General features: G+C 65.6%; 31 protein-coding genes and 1 tRNA gene. 14 read left to right on the top strand and 18 right to left on the bottom strand.

Annotated elements, in window-relative coordinates:
- Position 1 precedes the first annotated feature (1 nt).
- The 6 genes from WMC41_RS01205 to WMC41_RS01180 all read left to right on the top strand — a co-directional run bounded on the left by WMC41_RS01205 (position 2) and on the right by WMC41_RS01180 (position 2,470).
- Positions 2–478: a UPF0262 family protein gene (locus WMC41_RS01205; protein ID WP_133036693.1), complete on the top strand. Its 477-nt coding sequence runs from the start codon at positions 2–4 to the stop codon at positions 476–478.
- A gap of 4 nt (positions 479–482) precedes the next feature.
- On the top strand, positions 483–944 hold the full coding sequence (locus WMC41_RS01200) for a low molecular weight phosphatase family protein (protein WP_037405840.1): 462 nt from the start codon (positions 483–485) through the stop codon (positions 942–944).
- Positions 945–1,089: 145 nt separating this feature from the next.
- The gene (gene infA / locus WMC41_RS01195) at positions 1,090–1,308 is read left to right on the top strand and encodes a translation initiation factor IF-1 (RefSeq protein ID WP_004435948.1); all 219 of its coding nucleotides are present in this window, start codon (positions 1,090–1,092) and stop codon (positions 1,306–1,308) included.
- A gap of 81 nt (positions 1,309–1,389) precedes the next feature.
- Entirely contained in the window at positions 1,390–2,010 is a 621-nt protein-coding gene (locus WMC41_RS01190) for a Maf-like protein (RefSeq protein WP_432346802.1), read from the top strand.
- 1 nt (position 2,011) lies between these two features.
- Positions 2,012–2,221, top strand: a complete 210-nt coding sequence (yacG, locus tag WMC41_RS01185) for a DNA gyrase inhibitor YacG (RefSeq protein ID WP_064328779.1) — start codon at positions 2,012–2,014, stop codon at positions 2,219–2,221.
- A gap of 173 nt (positions 2,222–2,394) precedes the next feature.
- Positions 2,395–2,470: transfer RNA gene (locus tag WMC41_RS01180), tRNA-Phe, on the top strand.
- 66 nt (positions 2,471–2,536) lie between these two features.
- On the opposite strand, the gene WMC41_RS01175 is transcribed toward WMC41_RS01180, so the two are convergent.
- A complete protein-coding gene (locus tag WMC41_RS01175; RefSeq protein ID WP_432346801.1) occupies positions 2,537–3,100 on the bottom strand; it encodes a dual specificity protein phosphatase family protein in 564 nt (187 codons plus the stop codon).
- Between the two features lie 209 nt (positions 3,101–3,309).
- Here WMC41_RS01175 and WMC41_RS01170 point away from each other — a divergent pair, with 209 nt between their 5' ends.
- Complete coding sequence (locus tag WMC41_RS01170; RefSeq protein ID WP_432346800.1) at positions 3,310–4,476, top strand: pyridoxal phosphate-dependent aminotransferase; 1,167 nt, start codon at positions 3,310–3,312, stop codon at positions 4,474–4,476.
- 6 nt (positions 4,477–4,482) lie between these two features.
- Here WMC41_RS01170 and WMC41_RS01165 read toward each other — a convergent pair whose 3' ends face one another.
- Positions 4,483–5,010 (bottom strand): AAA family ATPase, encoded by a 528-nt coding sequence (locus tag WMC41_RS01165; protein WP_432346799.1) that lies wholly within the window; start codon positions 5,008–5,010, stop codon positions 4,483–4,485.
- A 113-nt stretch (positions 5,011–5,123) separates the two neighbouring features.
- Between WMC41_RS01165 and galE the strand changes: the two genes are divergently transcribed.
- Positions 5,124–6,116, top strand: a complete 993-nt coding sequence (gene galE / locus WMC41_RS01160; protein WP_432346798.1) for a UDP-glucose 4-epimerase GalE — start codon at positions 5,124–5,126, stop codon at positions 6,114–6,116.
- A 3-nt stretch (positions 6,117–6,119) separates the two neighbouring features.
- Here the strand turns inward: galE and WMC41_RS01155 are convergent, their stop codons facing one another.
- From WMC41_RS01155 to WMC41_RS01135, 5 genes are all read right to left on the bottom strand, one after another.
- The gene (locus WMC41_RS01155; RefSeq protein ID WP_432346797.1) at positions 6,120–6,419 is read right to left on the bottom strand and encodes a chorismate mutase family protein; all 300 of its coding nucleotides are present in this window, start codon (positions 6,417–6,419) and stop codon (positions 6,120–6,122) included.
- A gap of 344 nt (positions 6,420–6,763) precedes the next feature.
- A complete protein-coding gene (cydB, locus tag WMC41_RS01150; protein ID WP_432346796.1) occupies positions 6,764–7,768 on the bottom strand; it encodes a cytochrome d ubiquinol oxidase subunit II in 1,005 nt (334 codons plus the stop codon).
- Positions 7,758–9,170 carry a cytochrome ubiquinol oxidase subunit I gene (locus WMC41_RS01145; RefSeq protein ID WP_432346795.1) on the bottom strand — a complete coding sequence of 471 codons (1,413 nt, stop codon included), beginning with the start codon at positions 9,168–9,170 and terminating at the stop codon, positions 7,758–7,760. Before WMC41_RS01145 ends, cydB begins: the two co-directional genes overlap by 11 nt.
- Before the next feature lie 232 nt (positions 9,171–9,402).
- The gene (locus tag WMC41_RS01140) at positions 9,403–9,666 is read right to left on the bottom strand and encodes a hypothetical protein (protein ID WP_272804331.1); all 264 of its coding nucleotides are present in this window, start codon (positions 9,664–9,666) and stop codon (positions 9,403–9,405) included.
- Between the two features lie 50 nt (positions 9,667–9,716).
- Positions 9,717–9,971: a hypothetical protein gene (locus WMC41_RS01135; RefSeq protein WP_244767415.1), complete on the bottom strand. Its 255-nt coding sequence runs from the start codon at positions 9,969–9,971 to the stop codon at positions 9,717–9,719.
- A gap of 759 nt (positions 9,972–10,730) precedes the next feature.
- Between WMC41_RS01135 and WMC41_RS01130 the strand changes: the two genes are divergently transcribed.
- Both WMC41_RS01130 and WMC41_RS01125 read left to right on the top strand, forming a co-directional pair.
- A complete protein-coding gene (locus WMC41_RS01130) occupies positions 10,731–11,153 on the top strand; it encodes a TadE/TadG family type IV pilus assembly protein (RefSeq protein WP_272804330.1) in 423 nt (140 codons plus the stop codon).
- 2 nt (positions 11,154–11,155) lie between these two features.
- Positions 11,156–12,877 carry a pilus assembly protein TadG-related protein gene (locus tag WMC41_RS01125; protein WP_432346793.1) on the top strand — a complete coding sequence of 574 codons (1,722 nt, stop codon included), beginning with the start codon at positions 11,156–11,158 and terminating at the stop codon, positions 12,875–12,877.
- Positions 12,878–12,891: 14 nt separating this feature from the next.
- Here the strand turns inward: WMC41_RS01125 and WMC41_RS01120 are convergent, their stop codons facing one another.
- The 3 genes from WMC41_RS01120 to WMC41_RS01110 all read right to left on the bottom strand — a co-directional run bounded on the left by WMC41_RS01120 (position 12,892) and on the right by WMC41_RS01110 (position 15,198).
- Entirely contained in the window at positions 12,892–13,287 is a 396-nt protein-coding gene (locus tag WMC41_RS01120; protein WP_272804328.1) for a GFA family protein, read from the bottom strand.
- 122 nt (positions 13,288–13,409) lie between these two features.
- Positions 13,410–14,783, bottom strand: coding sequence for a class II 3-deoxy-7-phosphoheptulonate synthase (locus WMC41_RS01115; protein ID WP_272804327.1), 1,374 nt, complete (start codon positions 14,781–14,783; stop codon positions 13,410–13,412).
- Positions 14,784–14,967: 184 nt separating this feature from the next.
- Positions 14,968–15,198: a hypothetical protein gene (locus WMC41_RS01110; RefSeq protein ID WP_244767410.1), complete on the bottom strand. Its 231-nt coding sequence runs from the start codon at positions 15,196–15,198 to the stop codon at positions 14,968–14,970.
- A 146-nt stretch (positions 15,199–15,344) separates the two neighbouring features.
- On the opposite strand from WMC41_RS01110, the gene WMC41_RS01105 reads away from it, so the two are divergent.
- Positions 15,345–16,247, top strand: a complete 903-nt coding sequence (locus tag WMC41_RS01105; protein ID WP_272804326.1) for a LysR family transcriptional regulator — start codon at positions 15,345–15,347, stop codon at positions 16,245–16,247.
- Here the strand turns inward: WMC41_RS01105 and gor are convergent.
- The 3 genes from gor to rpiA form a co-directional block, all read right to left on the bottom strand.
- Positions 16,225–17,613, bottom strand: a complete 1,389-nt coding sequence (gor, locus tag WMC41_RS01100; protein WP_432346789.1) for a glutathione-disulfide reductase — start codon at positions 17,611–17,613, stop codon at positions 16,225–16,227. The two genes, WMC41_RS01105 and gor, sit on opposite strands and share 23 nt — an antisense overlap.
- 201 nt (positions 17,614–17,814) lie before the next feature.
- The gene (locus WMC41_RS01095) at positions 17,815–18,354 is read right to left on the bottom strand and encodes a DUF2059 domain-containing protein (protein ID WP_432346787.1); all 540 of its coding nucleotides are present in this window, start codon (positions 18,352–18,354) and stop codon (positions 17,815–17,817) included.
- A gap of 18 nt (positions 18,355–18,372) precedes the next feature.
- The gene (rpiA, locus tag WMC41_RS01090; protein ID WP_244767406.1) at positions 18,373–19,071 is read right to left on the bottom strand and encodes a ribose-5-phosphate isomerase RpiA; all 699 of its coding nucleotides are present in this window, start codon (positions 19,069–19,071) and stop codon (positions 18,373–18,375) included.
- A gap of 213 nt (positions 19,072–19,284) precedes the next feature.
- Here rpiA and WMC41_RS01085 point away from each other — a divergent pair, with 213 nt between their 5' ends.
- On the top strand, positions 19,285–19,959 hold the full coding sequence (locus WMC41_RS01085; RefSeq protein WP_432346785.1) for an HAD family hydrolase: 675 nt from the start codon (positions 19,285–19,287) through the stop codon (positions 19,957–19,959).
- A 73-nt stretch (positions 19,960–20,032) separates the two neighbouring features.
- Here WMC41_RS01085 and WMC41_RS01080 read toward each other — a convergent pair whose 3' ends face one another.
- From WMC41_RS01080 to WMC41_RS01060, 5 genes are all read right to left on the bottom strand, one after another.
- On the bottom strand, positions 20,033–21,202 hold the full coding sequence (locus WMC41_RS01080; RefSeq protein ID WP_432346783.1) for a M20 aminoacylase family protein: 1,170 nt from the start codon (positions 21,200–21,202) through the stop codon (positions 20,033–20,035).
- Positions 21,203–21,215: 13 nt separating this feature from the next.
- On the bottom strand, positions 21,216–22,034 hold the full coding sequence (locus WMC41_RS01075; protein ID WP_432346781.1) for an ABC transporter permease: 819 nt from the start codon (positions 22,032–22,034) through the stop codon (positions 21,216–21,218).
- Complete coding sequence (locus WMC41_RS01070) at positions 22,034–22,762, bottom strand: ABC transporter permease (RefSeq protein ID WP_432346779.1); 729 nt, start codon at positions 22,760–22,762, stop codon at positions 22,034–22,036. The genes WMC41_RS01075 and WMC41_RS01070 overlap by 1 nt, the downstream gene beginning before the upstream one ends.
- A gap of 69 nt (positions 22,763–22,831) precedes the next feature.
- A complete protein-coding gene (locus tag WMC41_RS01065) occupies positions 22,832–23,614 on the bottom strand; it encodes a transporter substrate-binding domain-containing protein (RefSeq protein ID WP_432346777.1) in 783 nt (260 codons plus the stop codon).
- 27 nt (positions 23,615–23,641) lie between these two features.
- On the bottom strand, positions 23,642–24,415 hold the full coding sequence (locus WMC41_RS01060) for an ABC transporter ATP-binding protein (protein ID WP_432346775.1): 774 nt from the start codon (positions 24,413–24,415) through the stop codon (positions 23,642–23,644).
- A gap of 212 nt (positions 24,416–24,627) precedes the next feature.
- Between WMC41_RS01060 and WMC41_RS01055 the strand changes: the two genes are divergently transcribed.
- Together WMC41_RS01055 and WMC41_RS01050 are read left to right on the top strand one after the other, a co-directional pair.
- Entirely contained in the window at positions 24,628–25,506 is an 879-nt protein-coding gene (locus WMC41_RS01055; RefSeq protein WP_432346773.1) for a dimethylarginine dimethylaminohydrolase family protein, read from the top strand.
- A gap of 62 nt (positions 25,507–25,568) precedes the next feature.
- Positions 25,569–26,207: a TetR family transcriptional regulator C-terminal domain-containing protein gene (locus WMC41_RS01050; protein WP_244767398.1), complete on the top strand. Its 639-nt coding sequence runs from the start codon at positions 25,569–25,571 to the stop codon at positions 26,205–26,207.
- Positions 26,208–26,222: the final 15 nt, after the last annotated feature.

Here is a 26,222-nt window from a genome sequence, read left to right as displayed (position 1 = left end):
CATGGGCAAGAAGGGCAGCTTCCGCCTCTGCGACGTGGTGCTGGACGACACGATCGGCCGCGCCACGCCGGATGTGGAGCACGAGCGTGCCGTTGCCATCTTCGACCTCATCGAGGAGAACTCGTTCGAGCCGATCGGCCATGCCGGCGGCCCCTACCGCCTCAACCTCTCGCTGCTCGATAGCAAGCTCGTCTTCGCCATCCGCACCGAGGCGGGCGAGGAAGTGGCCACCCATATCCTCTCGCTGACGCCCTTCCGGCGCATCGTGAAGGACTATTTCATGATCTGCGAGAGCTATTACCAGGCGATCCGCTCGGCAACGCCCAGCCAGATCGAGGCGATCGACATGGGCCGGCGCGGCATCCACAACGAGGGCTCGCAGACGCTGATGGACCGGCTCTCGGGGAAGATCCGCTTCGACTTCGACACGGCCCGCCGGCTTTTCACGCTCGTCTGCGTTCTCTACTGGCGCGGGTGAGCGGATGGAGGGCGTCTTCCCGGCACCACAGGAAGCCCGGTCGCGAACGCCCCGTTCGATTCTCTTCATGTGCCGCATGAATGCGGTGCGCTCGCCGATGGCCGAGACGATCGCCCGCAGCGTGCTGCCCGGCACCTATGTCGCCTCCGCCGGCGTGCGCCCCGGCGAGCGCGACCCCTTCGTCGATGCCGTGCTCGGCGAGGTGGGCCTGTCGCTCGGCCGCCATGCGCCCCATTCGCTCGACGAGCTGGAGGACGATTACTTCGACCTCATCGTGACGCTCGCTCCGGAAGCGCATCATGCCGCGCTCGAGCTCACCCGTTCGATGGCCGTCGACGTCATGTACTGGCCGACGCCCGATCCGACGGTGGCGACCGGCACGCGCGAGCAGATTCTCAGCTCCTACCGCGAGGTTCGCGAATTCCTGAAGATGCTGATAGAGAAGCGTTTGAAGGCCCCCGGCTAGGCGCAGGGCAGCCCTGTTTCCGACAAATGCAGAAAGCCGGCGCTTCGGTGTTCACAAAGCACCGGGGATTGTGTAGTTTCCGGCAACTTTTTCGAGGCGGGCATCCGGCCTCCCCGAATCCACCCTACAGGAATATCGCTCAAAGATGGCAAAAGAAGAAGTCCTCGAATTTCCCGGCGTCGTGACGGAACTGCTCCCGAACGCCACCTTCCGCGTCAAGCTCGAAAACGAGCACGAGATCATCGCGCACACCGCGGGCCGCATGCGCAAGAACCGCATCCGCGTTCTCGCCGGCGACAAGGTGCTGGTCGAGATGACGCCCTACGATCTCACCAAGGGTCGCATCACCTACCGTTTCAAGTAAGCTCCTCCCAGCGGGACCTGCGGCCGCGCCCTTGTCCGGCCCGCGGCCCGAGAGCTGAAACCGGCGCACCCCGGAGACCCCATGGCGCAGACCGATACGCTCATCCTGGCATCCGGCTCGCCGCGCCGCGTCGAACTGCTCGCGCAGGCGGGCATTACGCCCGCGCGCCTGATGCCCATGGATATCGACGAGACGCCGAAGCGTTCCGAGCATCCCCGCTCGCTGGCGCGCCGGCTCTCCACGTGCAAGGCCCAGGCGGCGCTCGCCGCCGTCAAGGGCGACCCTTCCTTTTCCGGCAGCTATATCCTGGCCGCCGACACGGTCGTCTCGGTCGGTCGGCGCATCCTGCCGAAGACCGAGATGATCGACGAGGCCTCCAGCGCCCTGCACCTGCTCTCCGGCCGCAGCCACCGCGTCTTCACCGGCGTCTGCCTCATCACGCCGGACCGCACGGTGCGCCAGAAGGTCATCGACACGAAGGTCCGTTTCAAGCGCCTTTCGACCACCGACATCGAAGCCTATCTTTCCTCCGGCCAATGGCGCGGCAAGGCGGGCGGCTATGCCATCCAGGGCATTGCCGGCAGCTTCGTCGTCAAGCTGGTCGGCTCCTACACCAATGTGGTCGGCCTGCCGCTCTACGAAACCCTCGCCCTGCTTTCCGGCGAAGGCTTCGACGTGCATGCCGGCTGGACGGATGCCTGACATGACGAACGAAAGCGAAAAGCCGGCGGCTATCGTCGCCCCGCTGCGCAAGGCCGTGCCCTGCCCGATCTGCAAGCGCCCCTCGGCGCGCGAGCACTATCCCTTCTGCTCGAACCGCTGCCGCGACGTCGACCTCAACCGCTGGCTCTCCGGCTCCTATGCCATCCCCGTCGCCGACGATGAGACAAAGGCCGACGAGGACGATATGTGACGTCCCTGTCACACGTCGAAAACACAATCTTTTCCGTCACTTGCAAAGCCAGCCAATTTTCCCGCAAAAAACGCCCGGGAGGGCTGGACACATTTTCGCAAGATGCTATAACCCGCTCGCTTCCGGGGCGAAACCAAGCGCCCCACGGATTTCCAGGCGAAATCCAACCAGATGCCCGGATAGCTCAGTTGGTAGAGCAGCGGATTGAAAATCCGCGTGTCGGTGGTTCAAATCCGCCTCCGGGCACCATTAATCTCCTGAAATGATTAGGGTATCGAGAAGAGTACGCGGTTTCCGTGTGCTTAGACACACGCTTTATCCAGCTGAGCGCGCCGCTTCTTCCAGCTCCTCCCAGCTTTCATCCATGGCATAGGTCGGGGAGAGGAAGGGGACGCCGATGTGGCCGTAGCGGATGGAGAGCTGGCGTTCGGCGGTTTCCTCGTCGACGCGGGCGATGCGGGCGAGGTAGATGACGGAGGCGAGGCCCGTGCGGTCGGCGCCGGACCGGCAGTGGATGAGGATCGGGCGGGGCGCGTCCCTGAGGAGGGCGGCGAGCTCGTCCGCGGCCTTGGGGTCGAGCCGCTGGTCGGCCTGCATGGGGAAATCGATGAGGGTGAGGCCGAGGCTCCTGGCCGCCGCGACCTCGTTCCTGTACCAGGCCGCCCGCTCGTTCCGCCCCCTCAGGTTGACGATGGTGCGGATCCGGTAGCGCGCGGCATAGGCTGCGATCTCGCCCGGCGTGGGCTGGTTCGAGCGGTAGACCTCGCCGGGTACCACGGCGGCGAAGTTGCCGGTCAGCTGGATCGCCACAAGATAGATGCCGAGCGCCACGCCCGCCGCGCCACAGGCGAGCGCAACCCATTTCAAGAACCGCTTCATGCTTGCCTTCCCTGCCAGTCGTGGCGGCAGGATCGGGCGTGCGCCTGACAGGAGCCTGAACGCCAGCGGCAAGGACAACATCCCGCGCTTCCATCACCGATTTCGATGGGTCTGTCAGCGAAACTGGCGTGAATGACGGGACGAAACCGGTTAGGTCTTGGGCCGCGTCATCATCGATGCGCGGTCCAATCCTGCCGGAGTGATGTTCCATGTCCTTCATCGAAAGCCTCAGCCCGCGCTCGCTCCGCGCCCCGGAAAGCGGGATCGTCGAAGTGGTCAACTATGCGCGCGGGCGCGAAGGGCTGATCCCGCTCTGGGTCGGCGAAGGGGACCTGCCGACGCCGGATTTCATTGCGCGGCCCGCGGCCGACGCGCTGCTGCGCGGCGAGACCTTCTATACCTGGCAGCGCGGCATTCCGGAGCTGCGCGCCGCCCTCTCGCGCTACTATGCCCGCCGTTTCGGCGCGGCGCTTCCCGACGAGCATTTCTATGTCGTCGGCTCCGGCATGCAGGCGATCAAGCTGGCGATCGAGGCGCTCGTCTCGCCGGGCGACGACATGGTCTATCTGACGCCGGCCTGGCCGAACTTCGCGGCGGCAGCGGAGCTTTCGGGCGCCACCCCCGTCGCCGTGCCGCTCGTCTTTGCCGGCGGGCGCTGGCAGGTCGACCTTGACCGCGTTGAAGCGGCGATCACGCCGAAGACCCGCGTGCTCTTCGTCAACACGCCCTCCAACCCGACGGGCTGGACGGCGACGCGTAAGGACCTTGCCAATCTGCTCGCCATCGCACGGCGCCATGGCCTCTGGATCATGGCCGACGAGATCTATGCGCTCTACCACTATGCCGGCGGGCGGGCGTCCTCGTTCCTCGACGTGATGGAGGAAGGCGACAAGGTCGTCTTCGTCAATTCCTTCTCGAAGAACTGGTCGATGACCGGCTGGCGCGTCGGCTGGATCGTCGCGCCGCCGGAAATCGGCCAGGTGCTGGAGAACCTCATCCAGTATTCTACCTCGGGCGTGCCACAGTTCCTGCAGCAGGGCGCCATCGTGGCGCTCGACGAGGGCGATGCCTTCGTGCAGGCGAATATCGACAAGGCCACAACGAACCGCGATGTCTTCTGCGACGCGCTGATCGCCACCAACCGCGTCGAGACGCTGAAGCCGGACGGGGCGCTTTACGCCTTCCTGAAGATCGACGGCATGACGGATTCGCGCCTCGCCGCGCTCGACATCGTCGACCGCACCAATGTCGGCCTTGCGCCGGGAACGGCCTTCGGGCCGGGCGGCGAGCTCTTCATGCGCGCCTGTTTCCTGCGCGACCCCGGGCAGGTCGCGGAGGCGGCCGACCGGCTTGCCCGCTACATCGCGGCGCGCTGAGGGCGATCAAAGGCGGCCGAGCACGAAATCGGCACGCGCGGCAACCGGCATTTTCGGCACGACCACCACCTCGTAACCGAGCGCGGGATAGGTCTCTTCCAACCGCTCATATTCGGCGAGCGCGGCCGCAAAATCATGCCGGCGTTCCGGATCTGCGGCATAGATCTCCGGCCAGGGCGGCGTGAGGAAGACCCGCCTGTTGTAGCGGTGCGCCGCGGCCAAACCCGGCAGCACCGGCTCCCCGCCCTCGGCATCGAGGGCGGAAGCGGCGTCGATCAGGCCGCGGTCGAAGAAGACGAGGCCGGGATGCTGCTGCATCGCCGCCTGGTCGGCGAGCGCCATCGCGATGGCGCGCCGGGCGAAGGCGGCAAGGTCCAGCCAGGGCAAGGCGGTGCCGCCGCTCGCCAGCTCCGCCTGCACGATACGCCGGCCGGGCTCCTCGACAACGGCGTGGCCGCGCCGCCGGAGCTCTTCCAGGAGGGTGGATTTTCCGCCGCCGGAGCAGCCGGAGAGCACGATGAAACGATCGGACATGACGGTCTTCCTTCTGTTCGGCGGGAGGGGCCCGCAAATGCGCCGCAATTGCGGTTGCGTGTTGCCGGCCGGCAGGGTGATATGCCGGCAATTCAGTCGATTCGGGGAATGACATGGCGGTTCTGGTTACGGGCGGCGCGGGTTACATCGGCAGCCACATGGTCTGGACGCTCATCGATGCGGGCGAGGAGGTCGTGGTGCTCGACCGGCTCTCGACCGGCTTCCGCTGGGCCGTGGCGCCCGAGGCGCGCTTCTACGAGGGCGACCTTGCCGATGCGGCGCTGCTGGCGCAGATCTTCACCGAAAACAGCATCGACGCGATCATCCATTTCGCCGGGTCGATCATCGTGCCGGAATCGGTCGCCGATCCCCTCTCCTATTACGACAACAACACGGTCAAGTCACGGGCGCTGATCGCCGCGGCCGTCGCGGCGAAGATTCCGCATTTCGTCTTCTCCTCGACCGCCGCCGTCTACGGCACGCCCGACGGCACGGAACCGGTGCTGGAAAGCGCGGCGCTGCGGCCGGAATCGCCCTACGGCTCCTCCAAGCTGATGACCGAGATCATGCTGCGCGACACCGCCGCCGCGCATGACTTCACCTATACGGCGTTGCGCTACTTCAACGTCGCCGGCGCCGATCCGCGCGGGCGCACCGGCCAGTCGACGGCAGGCGCCACGCATCTCATCAAGGTGGCGAGCGAGGCGGCGCTCGGCAAGCGCGCCGGCATGGATGTCTTCGGCACCGACTATCCGACGCCGGACGGCACCTGCGTGCGCGACTATATCCACGTCACCGACCTTGCCAATGCGCATCTGAAGGCGTTGCAGCGCATGCGGGCGGGCGGCGGCTCGATCGTCGCCAATTGCGGCTATGGGCGCGGCTTCTCCGTGCTGGAGGTGCTGGAGCAGGTGAAGGCGGTTTCCGGCAAGGACTTCCCCGTGCGCTTTGCCGGGCGCCGGCCGGGCGATGCGGTGCTGATCGTCGCCAACCCCTCCGTCGCGATGCGGGAACTCGACTGGAAGCCGCAGCATGACGACCTCGGCTTCATCGTGCGTACGGCGCTCGACTGGGAGGAGCACCTCGGCAAGCGCAACCAGATCTGACGCCTATTCTTCGCCGAGCAGCGCCTTTTCGTGGGCGATGGCACGGTCGATGAGCTCTGCCCAGATTCCCTCGTAGAAGGCACCGTCGAGGCCGAGGGCCTCGGCATTACGGTGCGCATTGTCGCGCACTTCCCGGACGCGCTCCGGCACGTCGGCGGGAATGCCAAGGCCCGCCTTGATCTCGGCCGCGCGGCCGATGAAGCTCCAGCGCTCGGCGAAGAGCGCCATCAACGCCCGGTCGACCCGGTCGATGTTTTCCCGGATTTCCGCCATCGTCGTGCAGTCTGCGGCCGTCTTCGCCATTGCGGTCTCCCTTGTCGGGACCCCGATAGCAGAGGAATGTTTTGGGGGAAAGCCGCGAACGTCTCCTGAGACGCAAGGCCACATGCAGGCCCGGGGGTTAAGCGGAAGGAGGGTGCGGTCCTGTCTTCTGCTTGCGGGCCTGCATGCTGGCCGAGGCGGAACCTAGGCAAGCAAGCTGGCGCGAGGCTGGATGCTTTTACGTTACGTGAGCCCCTTGTTTCCGGCACCCGGCTAGGTCCCGATGGCGAGCTTGATGGCGAAGCCGACGATCGTCACCGTCAGCACGCCGCCCGCCCACAGGCCCGCGAACCAGAGCAGCCTGCGGCCGGTCGAACCCTCCGTCATCAGTGGTACCCCTCCTCCGGATCGACCTTGCCGCGGAAGACCCAATAGGCATAGGCCGTGTAGCCGAGGATCATCGGCACCAGAACCAGCGCGCCGACCAGCAGAAAGGCAAGGCTCTCCTCGGGCGCGGCCGCCTGCCAGATCGTCAGCGAGGCCGGCACGATATAGGGGTAGAAGCTGATGCCGATACCGGCAAAGCCCAGCACGAAAAGGCCGAGCGCGGCGATGAAGGGCCGCGAATCGTGCCGGGTGCGCAGGCCCTGGACCAGCAGCGCGAAGCAGCCGAGCACGAGAAGCGGCACGAGCAGACTGAAGAGCAGCGTCGGCCAGCCGAACCAGCGGTCGAAATAGAGCGGCTCCAGGAAGGGCGTCCACAGGCTGAAGACGCCCATGGCAAAGAGCGTGCCGAGGCCGGCCTTCAGCGCATAGCCGCGGGCGCGTTCGGCAAGGTCGCCGCTCGTCTTCATCACCAGCCAGGTGGCGCCGAGCAGCGCATAGCCGACGATCAGCGCCAGGCCGGTCGCGATGGAGAAGGGCGTCAGCCAGTCCCACCAGCCGCCGGCATAGGCGCGCCCTTCCACCGGAATGCCCTGCACCAGCGCACCGAGCGCCACCCCCTGCGTGAAGGCCGCGACCATGGAACCGCCGGAAAAGGCGATGTCCCAGAGGAACTCGCCGCGCCGGGTGCGCCAGCGATATTCGAAGGCGACGCCGCGGAAGATGAGGCCCAGCAGCATCAGCACCAGGGGCATGTAGAGCGCCGGCAGGATCGTCGCATAGGCGAGCGGGAAGACGGCCATCAGCCCGCCGCCGCCCAGCACCAGCCAGGTCTCGTTGCCGTCCCAGACCGGCGCGACGGAGTTCATCATCACGTCGCGATCGTGTTTCTCCTTGAAGAAGGGAAAGAGGATGCCGACGCCAAGATCGAAGCCATCGAGGATGACATAGGCAAGCACCGCGAAGGCGATGATGGCTGCCCAGATGAAGGGAAGATCAATGGCCATGGTGGCGGCTCCCGGACGGGGTGGCGGCGGCGGGCATGATGCCGGCCGAACGGAGGGGACCTTCCGCCAGATCCGGCATGGGATCGCGCGGCAGGCGACCCATCAGGCGCAGGATGTAGAAGGTGCCGGCGCCGAAGACGAGGAAATAGACCACGATGAAGGCGATCAGCGAGGTGGCGACGGCGGGCGCATCGATGGGCGCGACGGAATTGACGGTGAGCAGATGGCCGTAGACCGTATAGGGCTGGCGGCCGACCTCCGTCGTCACCCAGCCGGCCAGCACGGCGAGGAAGCCGGCAGGCCCCATCAGCACGGCAGCACGGTGCAGCCAGCCGTTCTTGCCGAGCGTCCCGCGCCACCGACACCACAGCGACCAGAACCCCATGCCCAGCATGGCAAAGCCGATGGCGACCATGATGCGGAAGGACCAGAAGACGATGCCGACCGGCGGATGCAGCTCCTTCGGCACCGTATCGAGCCCGGGCAGCGGCGCATCAAGGTCATGCTTGAGGATGAGGCTCGACAGTTTCGGGATCTCGAGGGCGTAGTCGACGCGTTGTTCGGCCGAATTCGGAATGCCGAAGAGGATGAGCGGCGCGCCGTCGGGATGGCTCTGGTAGTGCCCCTCCATCGCCATGACCTTGGCCGGCTGGTGCTCCAGCGTGTTGAGCCCGTGCATGTCGCCGGCAAGAATCTGGATCGGCGCGACGATGGCCGCCATCCACATCGCCATGGAAAACATCGTCTTCGCGCGCTTCGGCGCATCGCCGCGCAGGAGGTGATAGGCCCCGACGGCGCCGACGACGAAGGCGGTTGTCAGATAGGCGGCCAGCACCATGTGCACGAGGCGATAGGGGAAGGACGGATTGAAGATCACCGCCCACCAGTCGACCGGCACGAACTGGCCGGCTTCGTTGACGGTGAAGCCGGCGGGCGTCTGCATCCAAGAATTGGCGGCAAGGATCCAGGTCGCCGAGATCAGCGTGCCGATGGCGACCATCAGCGTGGCGAAGAAATGCAGCTTCGGACCGACGCGATTGAGGCCGAACAGCATGACACCGAGGAATCCAGCCTCCAGGAAAAAGGCCGTCAGCACCTCGTAGCCCATCAGCGGGCCGATGACCGGCCCCGCCTTGTCGGAGAAGACGCTCCAGTTCGTGCCGAACTGGTAGGACATGACGATGCCGGAGACGACGCCCATGCCGAAGGCGAGCGCGAAGATCGTCTTCCAGAAATTGAACAGCGCGAAATAGACCTCGTCTTTCGTCCAGAGCCACAACCCTTCCAGCACGGCGAGATAGCTCGCAAGGCCGATCGAGAAGGCGGGAAAGACGATGTGGAACGATACGGTGAAGGCGAACTGGAAGCGGGCGAGCAGCGTTGCGTCCAACGATTCGAACATTGGCCACGTCCTTTCGTAAGGCTGGCGCGGGCCTCGGCAGGCCGCGCTCGCAGGAAAGAATGTGGTCCGGAACAGGCAAAGGTCAATTCCGTGCACGCGCCCACGTTGCCGCACCGCGACAATCGCCCGCGTGCGGCATTTCGGCCGATATCGGCCGAAATGCCGCCTCGAACGGACGAAGCTCCCAGCGGGGAAACCGGGAGCTTCGGATGGCAGGCAAAGGGATCGTCGCTTACCGGTCGGCAGTCGCCGTGCGGTCGAGGCCCGGATAATAGTCGCCATTGGCCGGGCCGATCCGCCGGGGCGTGGTTTCCGCCCGGGAATAGACATGGCCGTTTGCTATGCGGGCCTGGCGCTTCGCCTCGATCATCTGATCCTGCTCGGAAGTGGGCGAGACGCCCCTGTAATAGTCGCCGCCAGCGAAGGCGGCGGAACCACCGAAGAGCGAGGCGGCGAGAAGCGTCGCCGCGAAGGCTGCGTTGAGGGACTTGCTCATTGTTTCATTCCTTGGTCAGTCTTGGGAGTTGGCCTTACAGATGTGGCCGCTCAGCGGTCGTTCCTGTCGAGACCCCTGTAGTAGTCGCCCCTGGCAGGGCCGGCAGCCGCCACGATCACCGTGGACTTTGCGTCGCTCCTGTCGATGCTCTGCGTGGTGACACGGTCGATGGTCTGGCTCTGGGCCTGGTCGCGGTCGATACCGCGATAATAATCGCCGTCACCACCGGCGAGGGCTGCGGAGCCGCCGAAAACGGAGGCGGCGAGAAGGGCGGTCGCAAAGGTCGTGCTCAAGGTCTTGGTCATTGTCTTGTTCCTTTCATATATGCATCTTGAAACGGCAGTTCGGGATCCATCGTGGCCGCGGACATCGCGTTCCGCCGATGGCGACAGGGACGATCCGGCTGACTTTCAGGCGATGGCCGCATGGCGGCAGCCGCACGTCTCTCGTCTTCATCATGGCCCGGCATCATCGTTCCTATCGGTCTTCCAGGAGCAGTTGGCCGCTCTTGCGAAATAAAGATGGTCCCTCAATTTGCGGGATGGAAGGGTCTCAAACTGGAAACAGCCGTCAACGTTTTTTGAACAATGAAAAGCGCGGCTCCGGCACACAACCAAGTCGGCGAAAACCGGCAAAACCGTCCATATAGACGGTTTTTCATGAGGAAAGCCTCATGATACAAACCATTGATTTATCGTAATGATATTCATCCTTCCCGCCGCGGAAGGGAAAGGGCGCACGTGGAAGCTGCAGCGGGAGAAGGCCGTCTTTACAATTGTGGCATTGAAAGCCGCAACGCCGATTTCAAGAGTTTCACGAATGTGTGAGGGGGTGAAAACACGGCTGAAATCGCTTTCGGCGTGCCCTGAATTGTGTCCGCATTGTGTCAGACAGGCCGACTCCGGCCCCCGCCAGGGACAACACGCAGGCGCAAATCATCAGTTGCACATTTTCACAATAAGCAATCTATAGGAGAATTTAAGACTCTGGGCGCACGATAAAGGTGCATTCCTTTTGAAAGGTGCAACCGCCTTGTCGCCGGACAATCCAAAGGAGGAGATGTCATGCACGCCCTGTCCCGCCTGTCGAAGGATCGCGCCGGCACCTCGGCGCTGGAATTCGCGATCATCGCCCCCCTCTTCTTCCTCATCCTCTTCACGCTGATCGCCTACGGCATCTATCTCAGCGTCACCCATGCGGTACAGCAGGTGGCGGCGGATGCCGCCCGCACGGCGGTCGCCGGCCTCAACCCGACCGAGCGCGTCACGCTGGTCAACCGCTACCTCGACGCCTCGCATTTCGACTATGCCTTCCTCAACCGTGCGAAGATGCAGGTCGTTGTCACCGACGACCCGGCCAATCCGGAACAGTTCACCGTCACGATCACCTATGATTCCGGCGACCTGCCGATCTGGAACCTCTTCACTTTCGCGCTGCCGAGCCAGAGGATCGAGCGTTATTCCACCGTGCGCGTGGGAGGGCTGTAACCATGAAGACCCCGCGCACCCTTCTTTGCGAACGCGACGGCAATATCGGCACGCTTGCCGCCATCAGCCTGCCGCTCATCATCTTCTCGCTTGCCCTCGGCGTCGACTATGGCTACCTCACCGTGCAGCAGCGCCAGTTGCAGGCCGCCGCCGACCTGGCCGCCATCGCCGCCGCCGCCAATGTCGCCGAGGCCGAAAAATCCGCGGCCACCTATTTCGCCCTCAACAACCTTCCCGTCTCGGTGACCGGCAAGGACGGCACCACCATCCCCGCCGTGATCACGGCGCACAACTCCAGGGCGACGCCCGCCACCGCCCTCGTCGAGCGCGGGCGCTACACCGCCGATCCGGACATCGCGCCGGAAGAGCGTTTCAAGCCGGCCGGCGCCGATGCGGATGCCGCCCGGGTGACGCTCACCCGCCCCTCCGATCTCTTCGTCGCCGCGGTCTTCACACCCACATCGCCGATGCTCTCGGCGACCGGCTCGGCCGCCCGCTCCAAGACCGCCGCCTTTTCCATCGGTACGCGTCTTGCCAGCCTCAATGACGGCATCCTGAACGCCCTGCTCGGCAAGCTGCTCGGCACGAACCTTTCCCTCAATGTGATGGACTACCGCGCGCTGGTCGATGCCGACATCGCCGTCCACCCCTTCCTGAAGGCGGTCGCGACGACCCTCAACCTCACCGCGGGGACCTATGAGGAGGTGCTGAATGCCGGCATCACCATGCCGCAGCTGCTCGCCTCCATGCGCGCCGTCGAGGGTCTTTCCGGCCCCGTACGCTCGGCGCTCCGGCTCGTCGAGCAGGCGACGGCCGGCAGCAAGGTCAAGCTGCCGCTCTCGCGCATCCTCAACCTCGATCCGAAGAAGGGGCTTGCCGTTGCCACCGGCGGCGACTGGAAGATGTCGATCAACGCCCTGCAGATGATCACCGCCGCGGCAGCGCTCGCCAACGGCAAGAACCAGGTGGCGCTCGATGTCAGCGCGGTCGTGCCGGGCCTTGCCGCGGTGAAGGTGAACCTTGCGATCGGCGAGCCGCCCGTCGAAACGCCCTCGCACCGGCTCGGCGCGCCGGGCAGCGCGGTGCGCAGCGCGCAGACGCGGCTGTCGGTCGAGGTGGGCATAGACGGGCTTGCCGCGCTCGCGGGCCTGCGCATCAAGCTGCCGCTCTATGTCGAGGTTGCCGCCGCGGAGGCGAAGCTGACCGATATCCGCTGCTACGGCGGCTCGCTCGGCAATGCCAATGTCGCGATCGACGCGATGCCGGGCGTCGCGGAGATCGCCATCGGCAAGGTCGATCCCTCCGTGCTCTCCGATTTTTCCGACGATGCGCGCGTGACAAAGGCCCGTATCGTCGATTCGGCCCTCCTGAGCATCGATGCGATCGCGCATGTCGAGGCGAAGAACCTTGCGAAGACCCGCCTCACCTACACGCCGGCGGAGATCGCCGCCGGGACGATGAAATCCGTCTCCACGCGGGACACGCTGACCTCCGCCGTCCGGTCGCTGTTCGGCAATCTCGATGCCGAGATCAACATCAAGCTGCTCGGCCTGCCGATCGGCATTCCGGGCATCGCTTCCGCGCTCGGCAACACGCTCGGCGCCGTCACGCCCGCCATCGACGAACTGCTCTACAACCTGCTGCTTCTTGCCGGCGTGCGGATCGGCGAGGCGGATATCCGCGTCACGGGCGTCAGCTGCCAGCGCCCCGCGCTGGTGCAATAGCGGGATCGGCCGCCTCAATAGCCCTGCGCATATTGCGGCAAGCCGTCCTCGATCTCGTAATAGTCACCCTTGTCGGCGCAGAAGATGTGCTTGCCGATGGCAAGCCCGGTCGGCAGGTCGAAGGTACCGGCCATGATCGAGGTATAATTCGTCCCGTCGCCCTTCCAGAACAGGGCCGAGCCGCAGGTGCGGCAAAAGCCCCGTCCCGCCATGTCGCTCGCCCGATACCAGGTGACATTCTCCCCGCCCTCGACCGTCAGTGCGTCATCGGGCACGTTGGTCGCCGCGTAGAAATGCCCGGTCTGGCGCCGGCACTGGCTGCAATGGCAGGCGATCACCTCGCGCAGCGGCCCCTTGGTGCGAAAGCGCACCGCCCCGCAAAGACAATGGCCGGTATGTTCCTCGCTCATGCATTCCCCCCAAACGAAACCGGGCCAGCTTCGCGAGCCGGCCCGGTTCTGTCAATTTCACATTCCTGAATGCTTGCATCAGTTCCGCTAATCTACGGGACCGAAGCATGAACGGATGGAGATCAACCGTTCACGACCATGCGCTTTTCATCGCGGCCGCCCTTCATGCGCTCGGCAAGAAGGAAGGCGAGCTCGAGCGCCTGGTCGGCATTGAGGCGCGGATCGCAGTGCGTATGGTAGCGGTCGGCGAGGTCATCGCCCGACAGCGCACGCGCACCGCCGGTGCATTCCGTCACGTCGTTGCCGGTCATCTCGACATGAATGCCGCCCGGATGCGTGCCTTCCGCGCGGTGGATCTGGAAGAAGCTTTCCACTTCCGACAGGATCCGCTCGAAAGGACGGGTCTTGTAGTTGTTGAGCGTGATCGTGTTGCCGTGCATCGGATCGCAGGACCACACCACCTTCTTGCCTTCCCGCTCGACGGCGCGGATCAGCTTCGGCAGGTTGTCGGCAACCTTGTCATGGCCGAAGCGGCAGATCAGCGTCAGGCGGCCGGCCTCGTTCGCCGGGTTCAGGAGGTCTATCAGCTCCAGGAGGCCGTCGCTGGTCAGAGACGGGCCGCACTTGAGGCCGAGCGGGTTCTTGATGCCGCGGCAATATTCGATATGCGCATGGTCGGGCTGGCGCGTGCGGTCGCCGATCCAGATCATGTGGCCGGACGTCGCATACCAGTCGCCCGAGGTCGAATCGACGCGGGTCAGCGCCTGCTCGTAGCCAAGCAGCAGCGCTTCATGGCTGGTGAAGAAATCGGTCTCGCGCAGGCCCGGATGGTTTTCCGCGCTGATGCCGATCGCCTTCATGAAGTCCATCGTCTCGGAAATCCGGTCGGCGAGCTTGCGGTAGCGCTCGGCCTGCGGCGAGTCCTTGACGAAGCCGAGCATCCACTGGTGCACGTTCTCCAGATTGGCATAACCGCCCATCGCGAAGGCGCGCAGGAGGTTCAGCGTCGCGGCAGACTGGCGGTAGGCCATGATCTGGCGTTCCGGGCTCGGCACGCGGGCCTCTTCGGTGAACTCGATGCCGTTGATGATGTCGCCGCGGTAGGACGGCAGCGTCACGTCGCCCTGCTTCTCGATGCCCGAGGAGCGGGGCTTGGCGAACTGGCCGGCAATGCGGCCGACCTTCACGACGGGCTGCTGGGCGCCGAAGGTCAGCACCACGGCCATCTGGAGGAAGGCGCGGAAGAAGTCGCGGATCGTGTCGGCGCCGTGTTCGACGAAGCTCTCGGCACAATCGCCACCCTGCAGCAGGAAGCCGTTGCCCTCCGCCACGCTCGCAAGCGAGGCCTTCAGGCGCCGTGCTTCGCCGGCGAAGACGAGCGGCGGAAACTTCGAAAGGCGCTCTTCGGTCGCCGCCAATGCGGCGAGATCGGGATAGTCCGGAACCTGCTGGATGGGCTTGTGCCGCCAGCTACTCGGGGTCCAATTCTCTGCCATGATGTTCACCTGTCCTGATGCGCCCGCGATAACCGGGGGGCGCCACGTCCGTTTGAAGATGCGGGCTTATAAACCGTTAGATGGGTCTTGCATAGCCGCAGATCCAGCGGCAGCGGCGCATTTGCGACGGCTCCGCCCTCCGCTCCGGGACAGGCTGTAGAGCACGGAGGGCGACAGGTCTGGCCTAGAAGCGACGCGGGCTTGCACGCAAGGCAACTGCCCTGTCCGGCAGGGCCTGTCGCGTGCCCCTCGGCTCCGGCCGGCCGCGCCCGTTGAGGAGGCGCGCAAGAAGCGCGCTCACCGCTTCCAGCCCGCGCCAGGCTTCCGCTTCCAGCGGATCGGACAAAGGGTCTATCCGGCGCTGCTTCATCGTCTTTTCCGCCCTGTCGAGGGCGATCATCCATTCCGGGCTCATGACGGCCTCCTGTTTCCGGTGTCCTTCCCGAGATAGCGACCGGACCCCGGCAAGCGTAGACGCGGAAATGAAACGCCCGTTTCACCGATGAGCGATGCCTGCCGGCGGCTTTTGCGCTAGAAGGAAGCGTTCAACAGGAGCGGTGCATGTCGGAAGTCGACTGGAGCGATCTGCAGCTTTTCTTCCACGTCGCGGCGGAGGGCGGGCTTGCCGGCGCCGCGGCGATCACGGGCGCCAGCGCGCCGACGATCGGCCGCCGCATGCTGGCGCTGGAGCGGGCCATGGGCCGCACGCTCTTCATCCGCAGCCAGCAGGGCTACCGGCTCGCCCCGGACGGCATGGTGCTGTTCGAGCATGTCCAGACGATCCGCCGCACGACCGCCGACATCACCCGCTGGCACGGCGACGCCTTCGCGCTGCCCATAGTCGCCATTGCCGGCGATATCTGGCTGATGGGCTTCGTTGCGGAGAACACGAGCGAGCTGCGCGGCCCCGCCGACAGCTTCCGCCTCTGCTGCAAGCAATTGCCGGCGGGAGGGGACCTGACCTATCGCCACGGCATGATCGGCCTCTTCCACAGCGCACCGAAGACCGGCAATGTCGCCGTGCGCAAGTCGGTGACCGTCGCCTATGCAGTCTATCGCGCCGCAAACCTCGCCCTCGAAGCGGACCTGCCCTGGGTCTCGATCGGCACGGAAGTTGCCGTTTCCGATGCGGAGAAATGGGTTTTCCGCAACCACGAGCCGCAGATCCACACCTGGACGAACGCGCCTGCCGTGCTGGCCCGGCTGATTGCGGGCGGCGCGGGACGCGGCGTGCTGCCGGCCTTCGTGGGCGATGCCATGCCGACGCTCGTGCGCGAGGGCGAGCCGATAGAGGCGCTCAGCCATCCGCTCTGGCTCGCCGTCAACGACGACGACCGCCACCGGCCGGAAATGCGGCTCGCCCTCGATCGCCTCGCAAACCTCTTCAAGCGCCACGAAGACCGCTTCGCCGGCCGGCTGGCCGGCGAGACGCGGCCGTCCGTCAGACCCGCTGTCCGTTCCTGACGCGGTAGCTCGGCTGGTACATGGTCACCAGCTCCTCGCTCGCCGTCGGGTGCACCGCCATGGTGCGGTCGAAGTCGTCCTTGGTGACGCCGGCCTTCAGCGAGATGCCGAGGAGCTGCGCCATCTCGCCGGCCTCGTGGCCGAGGATATGCGCGCCGACGACCTTGCGATCGGCCGCATTGACGATGAGCTTCATAATCGTCTTCTCCTGCCGGCCGGAGAGCGTCGCCTTCATCGGGCGGAATTCGGCGCGGTAGACCTCCAGTTCGTCGAAGGCTTTTGCCGCCGCCTCCTCGCTGAGGCCGACGGTACCGATCTCCGGCTGGGAGAAGACCGCGGTGGCGATGAGGTCGTGGTCCGGCGAAACCGGGTTGCCGCGGAACTCCGTCTCGATGAAGCACATCGCCTCATGGATCGCGACGGGGGTGAGCTGCACACGGTCCGTGACGTCGCCGAGCGCGAAGATGCCCGGAACGTTGGTACGGGAATAGGCATCAACGAGGATCGCCCCCCGCTCGTCCATCGCCACGCCCGCCGCCTCCAGGCCGAGGCTGCCGGTGTTCGGCACCCGGCCGAGCGCCAGCATCACCTGGTCGACGGCAAGCGTCTCGCCCGCCTTGGTGGTGACGGTGCGCCCGCCGCCCTCGGCCGCGCTCACGTTGGTGATGATGTCCTCGCAAAGGATGCGGATGCCCTTGGCGATCATCGCCGCCTGCACGCCCTGGCGCATGTCCTGGTCGAACCGCGACAGGATCTGCTTGCCGCGGTAGATCAGCGTGGTCTCGACGCCGAGGCCATGGAAGATGTTGGCGAACTCGACGGCGATATAGCCGCCGCCGGCGATCAGGATGGATTTCGGCAGTTCCGGCAGGTCGAACGCCTCGTTGGAACTGATGCAGAGCTCATGGCCGGGAAGGTCGGCATGCGGCGTCGGATGGCCGCCGACCGCGATCAGGATGCGCTCGGCGGTCACAAGCTCGTCCGTCGCCGTCAGGCGCACCGTGTTCGGCCCGACGAGCACGGCGCGGGTCGCAAGGATCGTCGCCCCGGCATTGTCGAGGCCCTTGCGGTAAAGGCCCTCCAGGCGGGTGATCTCCTTCTGCTTGGCGGCAACGAGGGCCGGCCAGTCGAAGCGCGTCTCGCCGACCTGCCAGCCGAAGCCGGCGGCATCCTCGAAATGCTCGGGGAACTGCGAGGCATAGACATAGAGCTTCTTCGGCACGCAGCCGCGGATGACGCAGGTGCCGCCGAAGCGGAATTCCTCGGCGATACCCACCTTCTTGCCCATGCTGGCGGCAAGGCGCGCGCTGCGCACGCCGCCGGAGCCTCCGCCGATGACGAAGAGGTCGTAGTCGAATGTCGGCATGGTGATCTCCTGCGGGCAAGCCTGGCCGGACGGCCGTCAAAGTCCACCAAACCTCTCTTCCGTCATGGTCGGGCTTGACCCGACCATCCACAGCCGCGGGTGCCGCTTGGATCCTCGGGGCAAGCCCGGGGATGACGGTAGTGGGCGGGCGATGTCCGTCATAAAACAGAGGGCGGCGTGCGCCGCCCTTTCGTCATTCGATCACTGCTGCGGCTGCTGCGCCTCGCCGCCTTCGGCGGCAGCGCCGAGGATCGGGTTGAGCTTCTTGGCGCTTTCGGCGCGCAGGTCACGGTCGACGCCGACAGCCCAGATCTCGGCGGCCTTCATGACTTCGCGCGTGGCGATCGGGCCGTCCGACAGCAGCTTCTTGCCGACAGGCGAGTTGTAGAAGTCGGCGATCGCCTTCAGCTCTTCCTGGGTGAAGGTCTTGGCGTAGATCGTCGCGGCTTCCCGCTCCAGGTCGGCGCGGCGCGGCGCGAGCGCCAGGGCCTGCTCGTCGACGGTGGCGTTGATTTCCGACTCGTGGTTCGGCGAGGCCTGGACGAGCGTCGCCTTGATGCGAACGGCAAGGCCCGGCAGGATGTTGTCGAAACCGTTCGTCGCGCCGATCGCGTCGATGGCGGCGCGGGCGGCCTTGACCTGCTCGTCGGTGACGTCCTGCGCCCTGGCGGCGCCGGCAAGCGCTGCCGAAACGATGAGGGTCGCCGCGAGGGTCCGGCCGAAACCAGCAAATTTGATCATGTCGGTCTGTGCTCCTGTCTAGTCTTTCGCCGTCAGCGTGCGCGCACCCGCGGGTCCCGCGATGATGGCCAGCGACGCCATGTTGATGAAGAGGCCGTGTTCGACGACACCGGGTATGTCATTGAGGCTGCTTGCGAGCGCATCTGCATCAGGAATGCGGCCAAAAGATGCGTCGAGAATGTAGTGTCCGCCATCCGTCATGAAGGTGCCGTCGCCCGAGGCGCGCAGCGCGATTGCCCCGGAAAGCCCGAGGCGGGCCGCCGTCTTCTCGATGGCGATGCGGGTGGCGGTGAGGCCGAAGGGATTGACCTCGATCGGCAGCTTGAAGGCGCCGAGCGTCTCGACCACCTTGCTCTCGTCGGCAATCACGATCATGCGCGTCGAAGCGCTGGCGACGATCTTCTCGCGCAGCAGCGCGCCGCCGCCGCCCTTGATGAGGCGCAGCCTGCCGTCGACCTCGTCGGCGCCGTCGATGGTGAGATCGAGTTCCGGCAGTTCGTCGAGCGACTTCAGCGGCACGCCGAGCTCGACGCAGAGCCGCGCCGTGCGCTCGGAGGTGGGCACGCCCTCGACCTTCAGCCCACCGGCGACCTTTTCGGCCAGGAGCCGCACGAATTCCTCCGCGGTCGATCCGGTGCCGATGCCGAGGCGCATGCCGTCCTCGACATGGGTGAGCGCGACCTCCGCGGCCTTGATTTTCATTTCCCGGGCGTCCATGGCCCAAAACTCCCTGAATGGTCGTAGCCGGCGCCGAAGCGACCGGAATTCCGGTGAGACACTTACACGCCCCTGCCGGCAAACGAAAGCCAAAATCGCCGCATGTTCCGATGCCGGCCGCGCGCCCGCCGGGGTGGAGAAGGCGATTGCAAATGCCGCCGCCATCGCATACCGGAGGGGCCTGCCTGCCTCCTCCCCATACAAGGTTTTCCCATGTCCGCTTCTCTCGTAGTCTTCGATCTCGACGGTACGCTCATCGATACGGCGCACGACCTCGTGGCGAGCCTCAACCACACGATCGGCCTCGAGGGCCTCGATCCCGTCGGCTATGGCGACCTCACCTATCTCGTCGGCCATGGCGGCCAGGTGATGATCAAGCGTGCCTTCGCGCTGCGCGGGCGGGAGATCTCGGACGCGGAACTGCAGCGCATGCTCGCCGCCTTCGTCGAACACTATTCCGGCGCCATGCCGGGTGTCTCCGTGCCCTATCCAGGCCTCCTTGCCGCCATGGACCGCCTCGCCGGCGCCGGCTATCGCCTCGCCGTCTGCACCAACAAGCTGGAAGGCCTCGCCCGGCGGCTGCTCGATGGCCTCGCCCTTACTCCGCGCTTTGCCGCGATCACCGGCGGCGACACCTTTGCGGTGCGCAAGCCCGATGCCGAGCACCTGCTCGGCACCGTCCGCCTCGCCGAGGCCGACCCCAGCCGCACCGTCATGATTGGCGACAGCCTCAACGACATGCTCGTCGCCCGCAATGCCGGCGTGCCCTCCATCGGCGTGCCCTTCGGCTATTCGGACGTGCCCGTCGCCGAGCTCGAGCCGAACCATGTCATCGCCCATTTCGACGAGCTGACACCGGACCTGGTCGGGCGTCTCATCGCCCGCTGACATGTTTGGCGAGCGGCCAGGCACCACCGGGTGAGAACGGACGCTTGAAACGCTGACCGCCGGCGCGGCGGCCCTAGCTCGCGCGCAGGTAATGCTCGGTCAGTTCCGTCCAGAAGGCGGCGCCGACCGGCAGGAGGTCGTCGTTGAAATTGTAGCCGGGATGGTGGAGCGACTTGTCGTTTTCGCCGCCCTTGCCGCCAAGGAAGAAATAGGTGCCCGGCCGCTCCTTCAGCATATAGGCGAAATCCTCGCTGCCCATGAAGGGGCGGTCAAGGTCGACGACCTTGTCGGCACCGGCAAAGCGGATGGCGAGGTCGCGCACGAGATCCGTCTCGGCCTTGTGGTTGACCGTCGCATCGTAGAAACGCTGGTAGTCCACCGTGGCGCTCATGCCGTAGCTTTCCGCCTGACGCTCGGCGATGAGGCGGATACGGCGCTCCAGCTCGTCGCGAACGACGGGATCGAAGGAGCGGATGCCGACGACGATCTCGGCCCGGCTCGGGATGATGTTGCTCGCCGAGCCCGCATGGAACGAGCCGACCGTCACCACGGTCGGATCGAGCGGGTGAATGTTGCGCGAGACGATGGTCTGCAGCGCCATGACGATCGAGGCGCCGCAGACGATCGGGTCGAGCGTCTCCTGCGGCTCCGCGCCATGGCCGCCGACGCCGTTCACCGTGACGCGCGCCTCGTCGACCGCCGCCATGATCGGGCCGTCACGCAGCGCGAACTGGCCGAAGGGCAGGCCCGGCTCGTTGTGCAGGGCGAAGACGGCATCGCAGGGGAATTTGTCGAACAGCCCCTCCTCCACCATGATCTTCGCGCCGCCGAAATTCTCCTCCGCCGGCTGGAAGATCAGGTGCACGGTGCCGTCGAAATTGCGCCGCTCGGCAATCGCCCTCGCCGCGCCGAGCAGCATGGCCGTGTGCCCGTCATGGCCGCAGGCATGCATTTTTCCCGGCGTCTTGCTGGCATAGGCAAGGCCGGTCTCCTCGTGGATCGGCAGCGCATCGATATCGGCGCGGATGCCGATCGACTTGCGGCCGGTGCCGTTCACGAGCGTTGCGACGAGGCCGGTTTTCGCAAGGCCGCGCGTGACCTTGTAGCCGTAGCCTTCAAGATGGCGCGCGATGACATCCGACGTGCGCACCTCTTCCAGCCCCAGCTCCGGGTGCTCGTGCAGGTCGCGGCGGATCGCCACCATTTCCGGCATGGAGTTCTGGAGGGTCGTATGGATCGTCATGTCATCGTCCTTTTCAGGCACCACGCGTCGGGATCCTGCGTTCGAAATAGCGGAAGGCGACCACCAGGATGGCGGTCAGGCAGAGATAGATGAGCGCGAGCAGCAGCAGCGGCTCATAGGTGATGTAGGTCTCCTGCCGCACCTTGGAGATGACGGCGTAGACATCGATCACGGTGATCGTCGCGACGAGCGGCGTCGCCTTCAATTGCAGCACGGTCTCGCCGTTCAGCGTCGGCAGCGCCCGCTGCACGGCACGTGGCAGCCAGATGCGGCGGAACATCGTGAACTGGCTCATGCCATAGGCGCGCGCGGCCTCCAGTTCCCCTGCCGGCACGCCGGCAAAGGCGCCGCGCATCACCTCTCCCTCATAGGCCGCAAAGGAGATGGTCAGCGCCGCCACCCCATAGGGCCACGCCTCGCGCAGATAGGGCCAGAGGAAGGAATTGCGGATTTCCGGGAATTGCGGGAAGAGCGAGCCCAGCCCGTAATAGAGCAGCCACAGCTGGAGCAGCAGCGGCGTGCCGCGGATGATCGTGCAGAAGCCGCGCGCCAGCAATTTCAGCGGCCATGGCCCGGTCACCTGCACGAGGCCGATCGGCACGGCGAGCAGGAAGCCGAGGATCGAGGTGGTGAACAGTATCAGCAGCGTGACGCCGACGCCATAAACGAGGCGGCCGGAATATTTCGGCACCCAATCCCAGCGCATGAACCAGACGATGCAGAAGACCAGCACGGCGGCGATGGCCATCAGCACGATGCGGTGCGGCTTGAGGAGCGCGCGCTTCGAGGGCAGTTCTGTGAGGGCCAGGGCGGAAACGGTCTCCTCGCTCATCACGCATGCCTCGTCAGGCCGCGCCGGTAGTGGCGTTCGATGATGCCGATCAGGACGTTGGAGAGCAGCGTGAGCAGCAGATAGAGCATGCCGGCCGCGCAGAAGAAGAGAAGATAGGCCTTGGTGCTGCCGGCCGCCTGGCGTGTCACCAGCGTCAGCTCGCTGAAGCCGACGACCGCGAGAAGCGCCGTGTCCTTGGTGGCGATCAGCCAGAGGTTCGAAAGTCCGGGAATGGCATGCGGCAGCATGGCCGGCAGCGTGATGCGGCGCATGACCTGAAGGGGCGACATGCCATAGGCGCGCGCCGCCTCCATCTGCCCCGCCGGCACCGCCTTGATCGCGCCGCGCAGGACCTCGGTGGAATAGGCGCCCTGCACGACGCCGATGACGAAGATGCCGGCGGCAAGGCCGCTGATATCGACCGGCCCGAAGCCGAGCGCGGCGGACATCTTGTTGAGCACGTCCGTGCCGGCATAATAAAGGATCAGGATCAGCACCAGTTCGGGGACGGCCCGAACGACGGTCGTATAGACCTCGAGGAGGTCCTTCGCCACTGGGCCGCCATAGAGCTTGCCCATGGCGCCGCCCGTGCCGAGCAGCAGGCCGAGCGCATAGCCACCGACGGCGATCTGGACCGACTGCCACAACCCTGCCAGAAGCACCCCGCCCCAGCCTGGCGGTTCGAGCGCGAGAAGGCTCCAGTTGATCAGCGATCCGGCATCGGCCATGAGGTTTTTCGTCCTTGCAAGGAACATGGCCGGCGGCGGGAGCCGCCGGCGTCAAGCACAGACCGGCGATCAGCCGCCATAGACGTCGAAGTCGAAATACTTCTTCGAGAACTCGTCATAGGTGCCGTTCTCGCGGATCGCCTTGATCGCGGCGTTGATCTTTTCCTTCAGTTCGGTCTCGCCCTTGCGCAGGCCGACGCCGACACCAGCACCGAGGATTTCCGGATCGTCCTTCACATTGCCCTTCAGGTCGCAGCAGGCCGCGCCCTGCTCGGTCTTCAGGAAATCGCTGAGGGCGATCGAGTCGGCCTGCACCGCATCGATTCGGCCGGCGGCGAGGTCGTTGTTCGCCTCGTCCTGGGTCTGGTACTCCTTCACGGTCGCGCCATTCTCGCCGAAATACTTGTTGGCGTAGACTTGGTGAATGGTGGCGACCTGCACGCCGATCGTCTTGCCGGAAAGGCCTTCCGGCGTCGGCTCGAAGTCCTGGCCCTTCGGACCGATCACGGCAGTGGGCGTGTTATAGTATTTGTCGGAGAAGTCGATCGTCTGGAGGCGCTCGGCCGTGATCGACATGGAACCGATGATCATGTCGATCTTGTTGGAGGTCAGTGCGGGGATGATGCCGTCCCAGGCGACCGGCGTGATGACGCAGTCGAGCTTGGCCTCGGCGCAGATCGCCTTCATGAAGTCGACTTCCCAGCCTTCCCAGTTGCCGGAGGCATCCGGCGAGGTGAAGGGCGGATAGGGCTCGGCGGCAAAGCCGACGCGGACCTGCTGGGCCGCGGCGCCGGACACTGCGGCAAGGCCGATCGCGGCGGCAAGGGCGATTGTCTTTACGGCATTCTTCATGATCTTCCCTCTGTTGGTTTTTGCTTCTCAGTGGATGGAGCTGATGAACTTCTTCAGCCGCTCCGATTTCGGCGACCCGAACAGTTCGTCCGGCGGGCCCTGTTCCTCGATGACCCCGTTCGCCAGGAAGACGACGTGGCTCGCGACATTGCGCGCGAACTTCATCTCGTGCGTCACGAGGATCATCGTGCGCTTTTCCTTGGCAAGATCGCCGATGACGGAGAGCACCTCGCCGACCAGCTCCGGATCGAGCGCGGAGGTGGGCTCGTCGAAGAGCATGACATGGGGCTGGATGGCGAGCGCCCGGGCGATGGCCGCGCGCTGCTGCTGGCCACCGGAGAGGAAGGCCGGATAGGCATCGCGCTTTTCGTGGAGCCCGACGCGGCGCAGCAGCGCCTCGGCCCGCTCGATCGCCTCGTCCTTCCTCACGCCGAGCACATGGACGGGTGCCTCGATGACGTTTTCCAGGATGGTCATGTGCTGCCAGAGATTGAAGCTCTGGAACACCATGCCGAGGCGCGAGCGCAGGCGCTGCACCTGCTTGCGATCGGCCGGCATCATGCCGCCGTGGCCGTCGTTCTTCATGGCGATCGTCTCGCCGTGGATGGTCACCGAACCGGCGCTCGGCATTTCCAGCATGTTGATGCAGCGAAGGAAGGTGGACTTGCCCGAACCCGAACCGCCGATGATGGCGATCACGTCGCCCTCATGCGCGGTCAGCGAAACACCCTTGAGAACGTCAAGCGGCCCGAAGCGCTTGTGCAGGTCCCTGACCGCGATTGCCTCGGCGCGTTCCGTCATCGCGGAGCCGTCTCCAGCGCGCGGAAAATCGATGCATGACCCATGCCAAATTCCCCTGTTTTTCAGCGTTCCCGCGGGCATCTTCGGCCCGTCGTGTCGTCTTATGGAATGCATCGTGGCACTTGTTAAGAAATTATTCAAGCGTATAATAGGCGCATCGCTGACTTTTCCGGCAGCGCCCGTCCAAGATGATTTTCCCTTAGGAGCAGTGAATGACCGCCTACGGTTCGCAGGAAATGTCGGCCCCCCTGATGCGTGTTCTGATGCGCCGCCCCGGCGAGAGCCTGAGGGGCGCCGATGCCGCCAAGTGGCATTACGGCCCGACCTTCGACGGCGCCCGCGCGGTCCACCAGTACAAGGCCTTCGCCGAGCTCGTGGAAAAATCCGGCACCGAGATCATCTGGCTGGAGGACGAGGGCGACGGGCTCGCCGACGCCATGTTCACCCACGATCCCTCGCTGATGTCCGATCACGGCGCGATCCTCCTGCGCATGGGCAAGCCGTTGCGCGTCGCCGAAACCGCGCTGCACGAAAAGGCCTATGCCGAACGCCAGATCCCGATCCTCGGCCGCATCGAGGGCGACGGCACCGTGGAGGGCGGCGACTGCATCTGGCTCGATGCGAAGACGCTCGTCATCGGCCGCGGCGTGCGCACCAACCAGGAAGGCATCGACCAGATCAAGAAGATCCTCGGCCCGCACGGCGTCACGGTTCTCGCCTACGACCTGCCGCTCTGGCAGGGCGAGGAAGCCTGCCTCCACCTGATGAGCGTGATGAGCCCGCTGGCGGACGACCTTGCCCTCGTCTTCGCCCCGCTGCTGCCGGCCGCCTTCTACCAGCTGCTCAAGAAGCGCGGCATCCGCCTGATCGAGGCGCCGGCCGACGAATTCCACGCCAGCAACGGCCTGTCGCTCAACGTGCTGCCGACCCGGCCCTACGAGGTCATCATGGTCGAAGGCTTCCCGGCCACCAAGGCGGCGATGGAAGCGGCCGGCTGCACGGTGGAAACCTTCGAGGCCGACGCGCTGTGCATCGCCTGCGAAGGCGGGCCGACCTGCCTGACGCGGCCGGTGCTGCGCCGCGCGGCCTGAAGCAGCTCCAGCGGAAGGGGGCAGCCTTGCGTCCGGAATTGCGCAGAGACTAGAGAGGAACCATGGCCCGCCGGACCTTCCATCGCGCCCCCGAGGCCGAACGCCGCCACGACCTGATCGAGGCGACGCTCGACTGCATCGCGGAATACGGCCTGGAGGGCGCGACGGTCCGGCAGATCGCCATCAAGGCTGGCGTGACGGCGGGCCTCATCCGGCATTACTTCCAGTCCAAGGAGCACATCCTGCAGGAGGCCTATCGGGTCGTCATCGCCCGGCTCACCGAAAAGGCCGAGCGGGTGACGGGCGATCCGGAAACGCGGCTGCGGGACTTCATCGTCATCAACCTGACGGAACCGGTCGCCAACAGCCGAAGCCTCTCGCTCTGGGCCTCTTTCATCAGCCGCGTCAGCGTCGATCCGGAACTCGCCGCCATCCACCGCGAGGGCTATCTGAGCTTCCGCAACGCGCTGGAGGGCCTGCTCGGCGACTTTCTTGCCGCGCGCGGCGCGGACGCCTCGCCGGAGCGCTGCCGCAGGCTCGCCATCGCGATCAACGGCCTGCTCGACGGACTCTGGCTGGAAGGCTGCCTGGCCGGCGAGCTTTTCGGGGAAAGCGAGCTCGTCGAGATCGCGCTGACCTCGATCGAAACCCTGCTCGGGCTGCGCCTGAGACCGGTCGACGCCGCAGGCACCGACCGATAAACGACACCCAATGGA

This window comes from Shinella yambaruensis, assembly GCF_050859155.1.
Classification (GTDB): domain Bacteria; phylum Pseudomonadota; class Alphaproteobacteria; order Rhizobiales; family Rhizobiaceae; genus Shinella; species Shinella yambaruensis.
The sequence above is the reverse complement of the archived record's forward strand: the minus strand, read 5'-3'. Positions and strand labels throughout refer to the sequence as shown.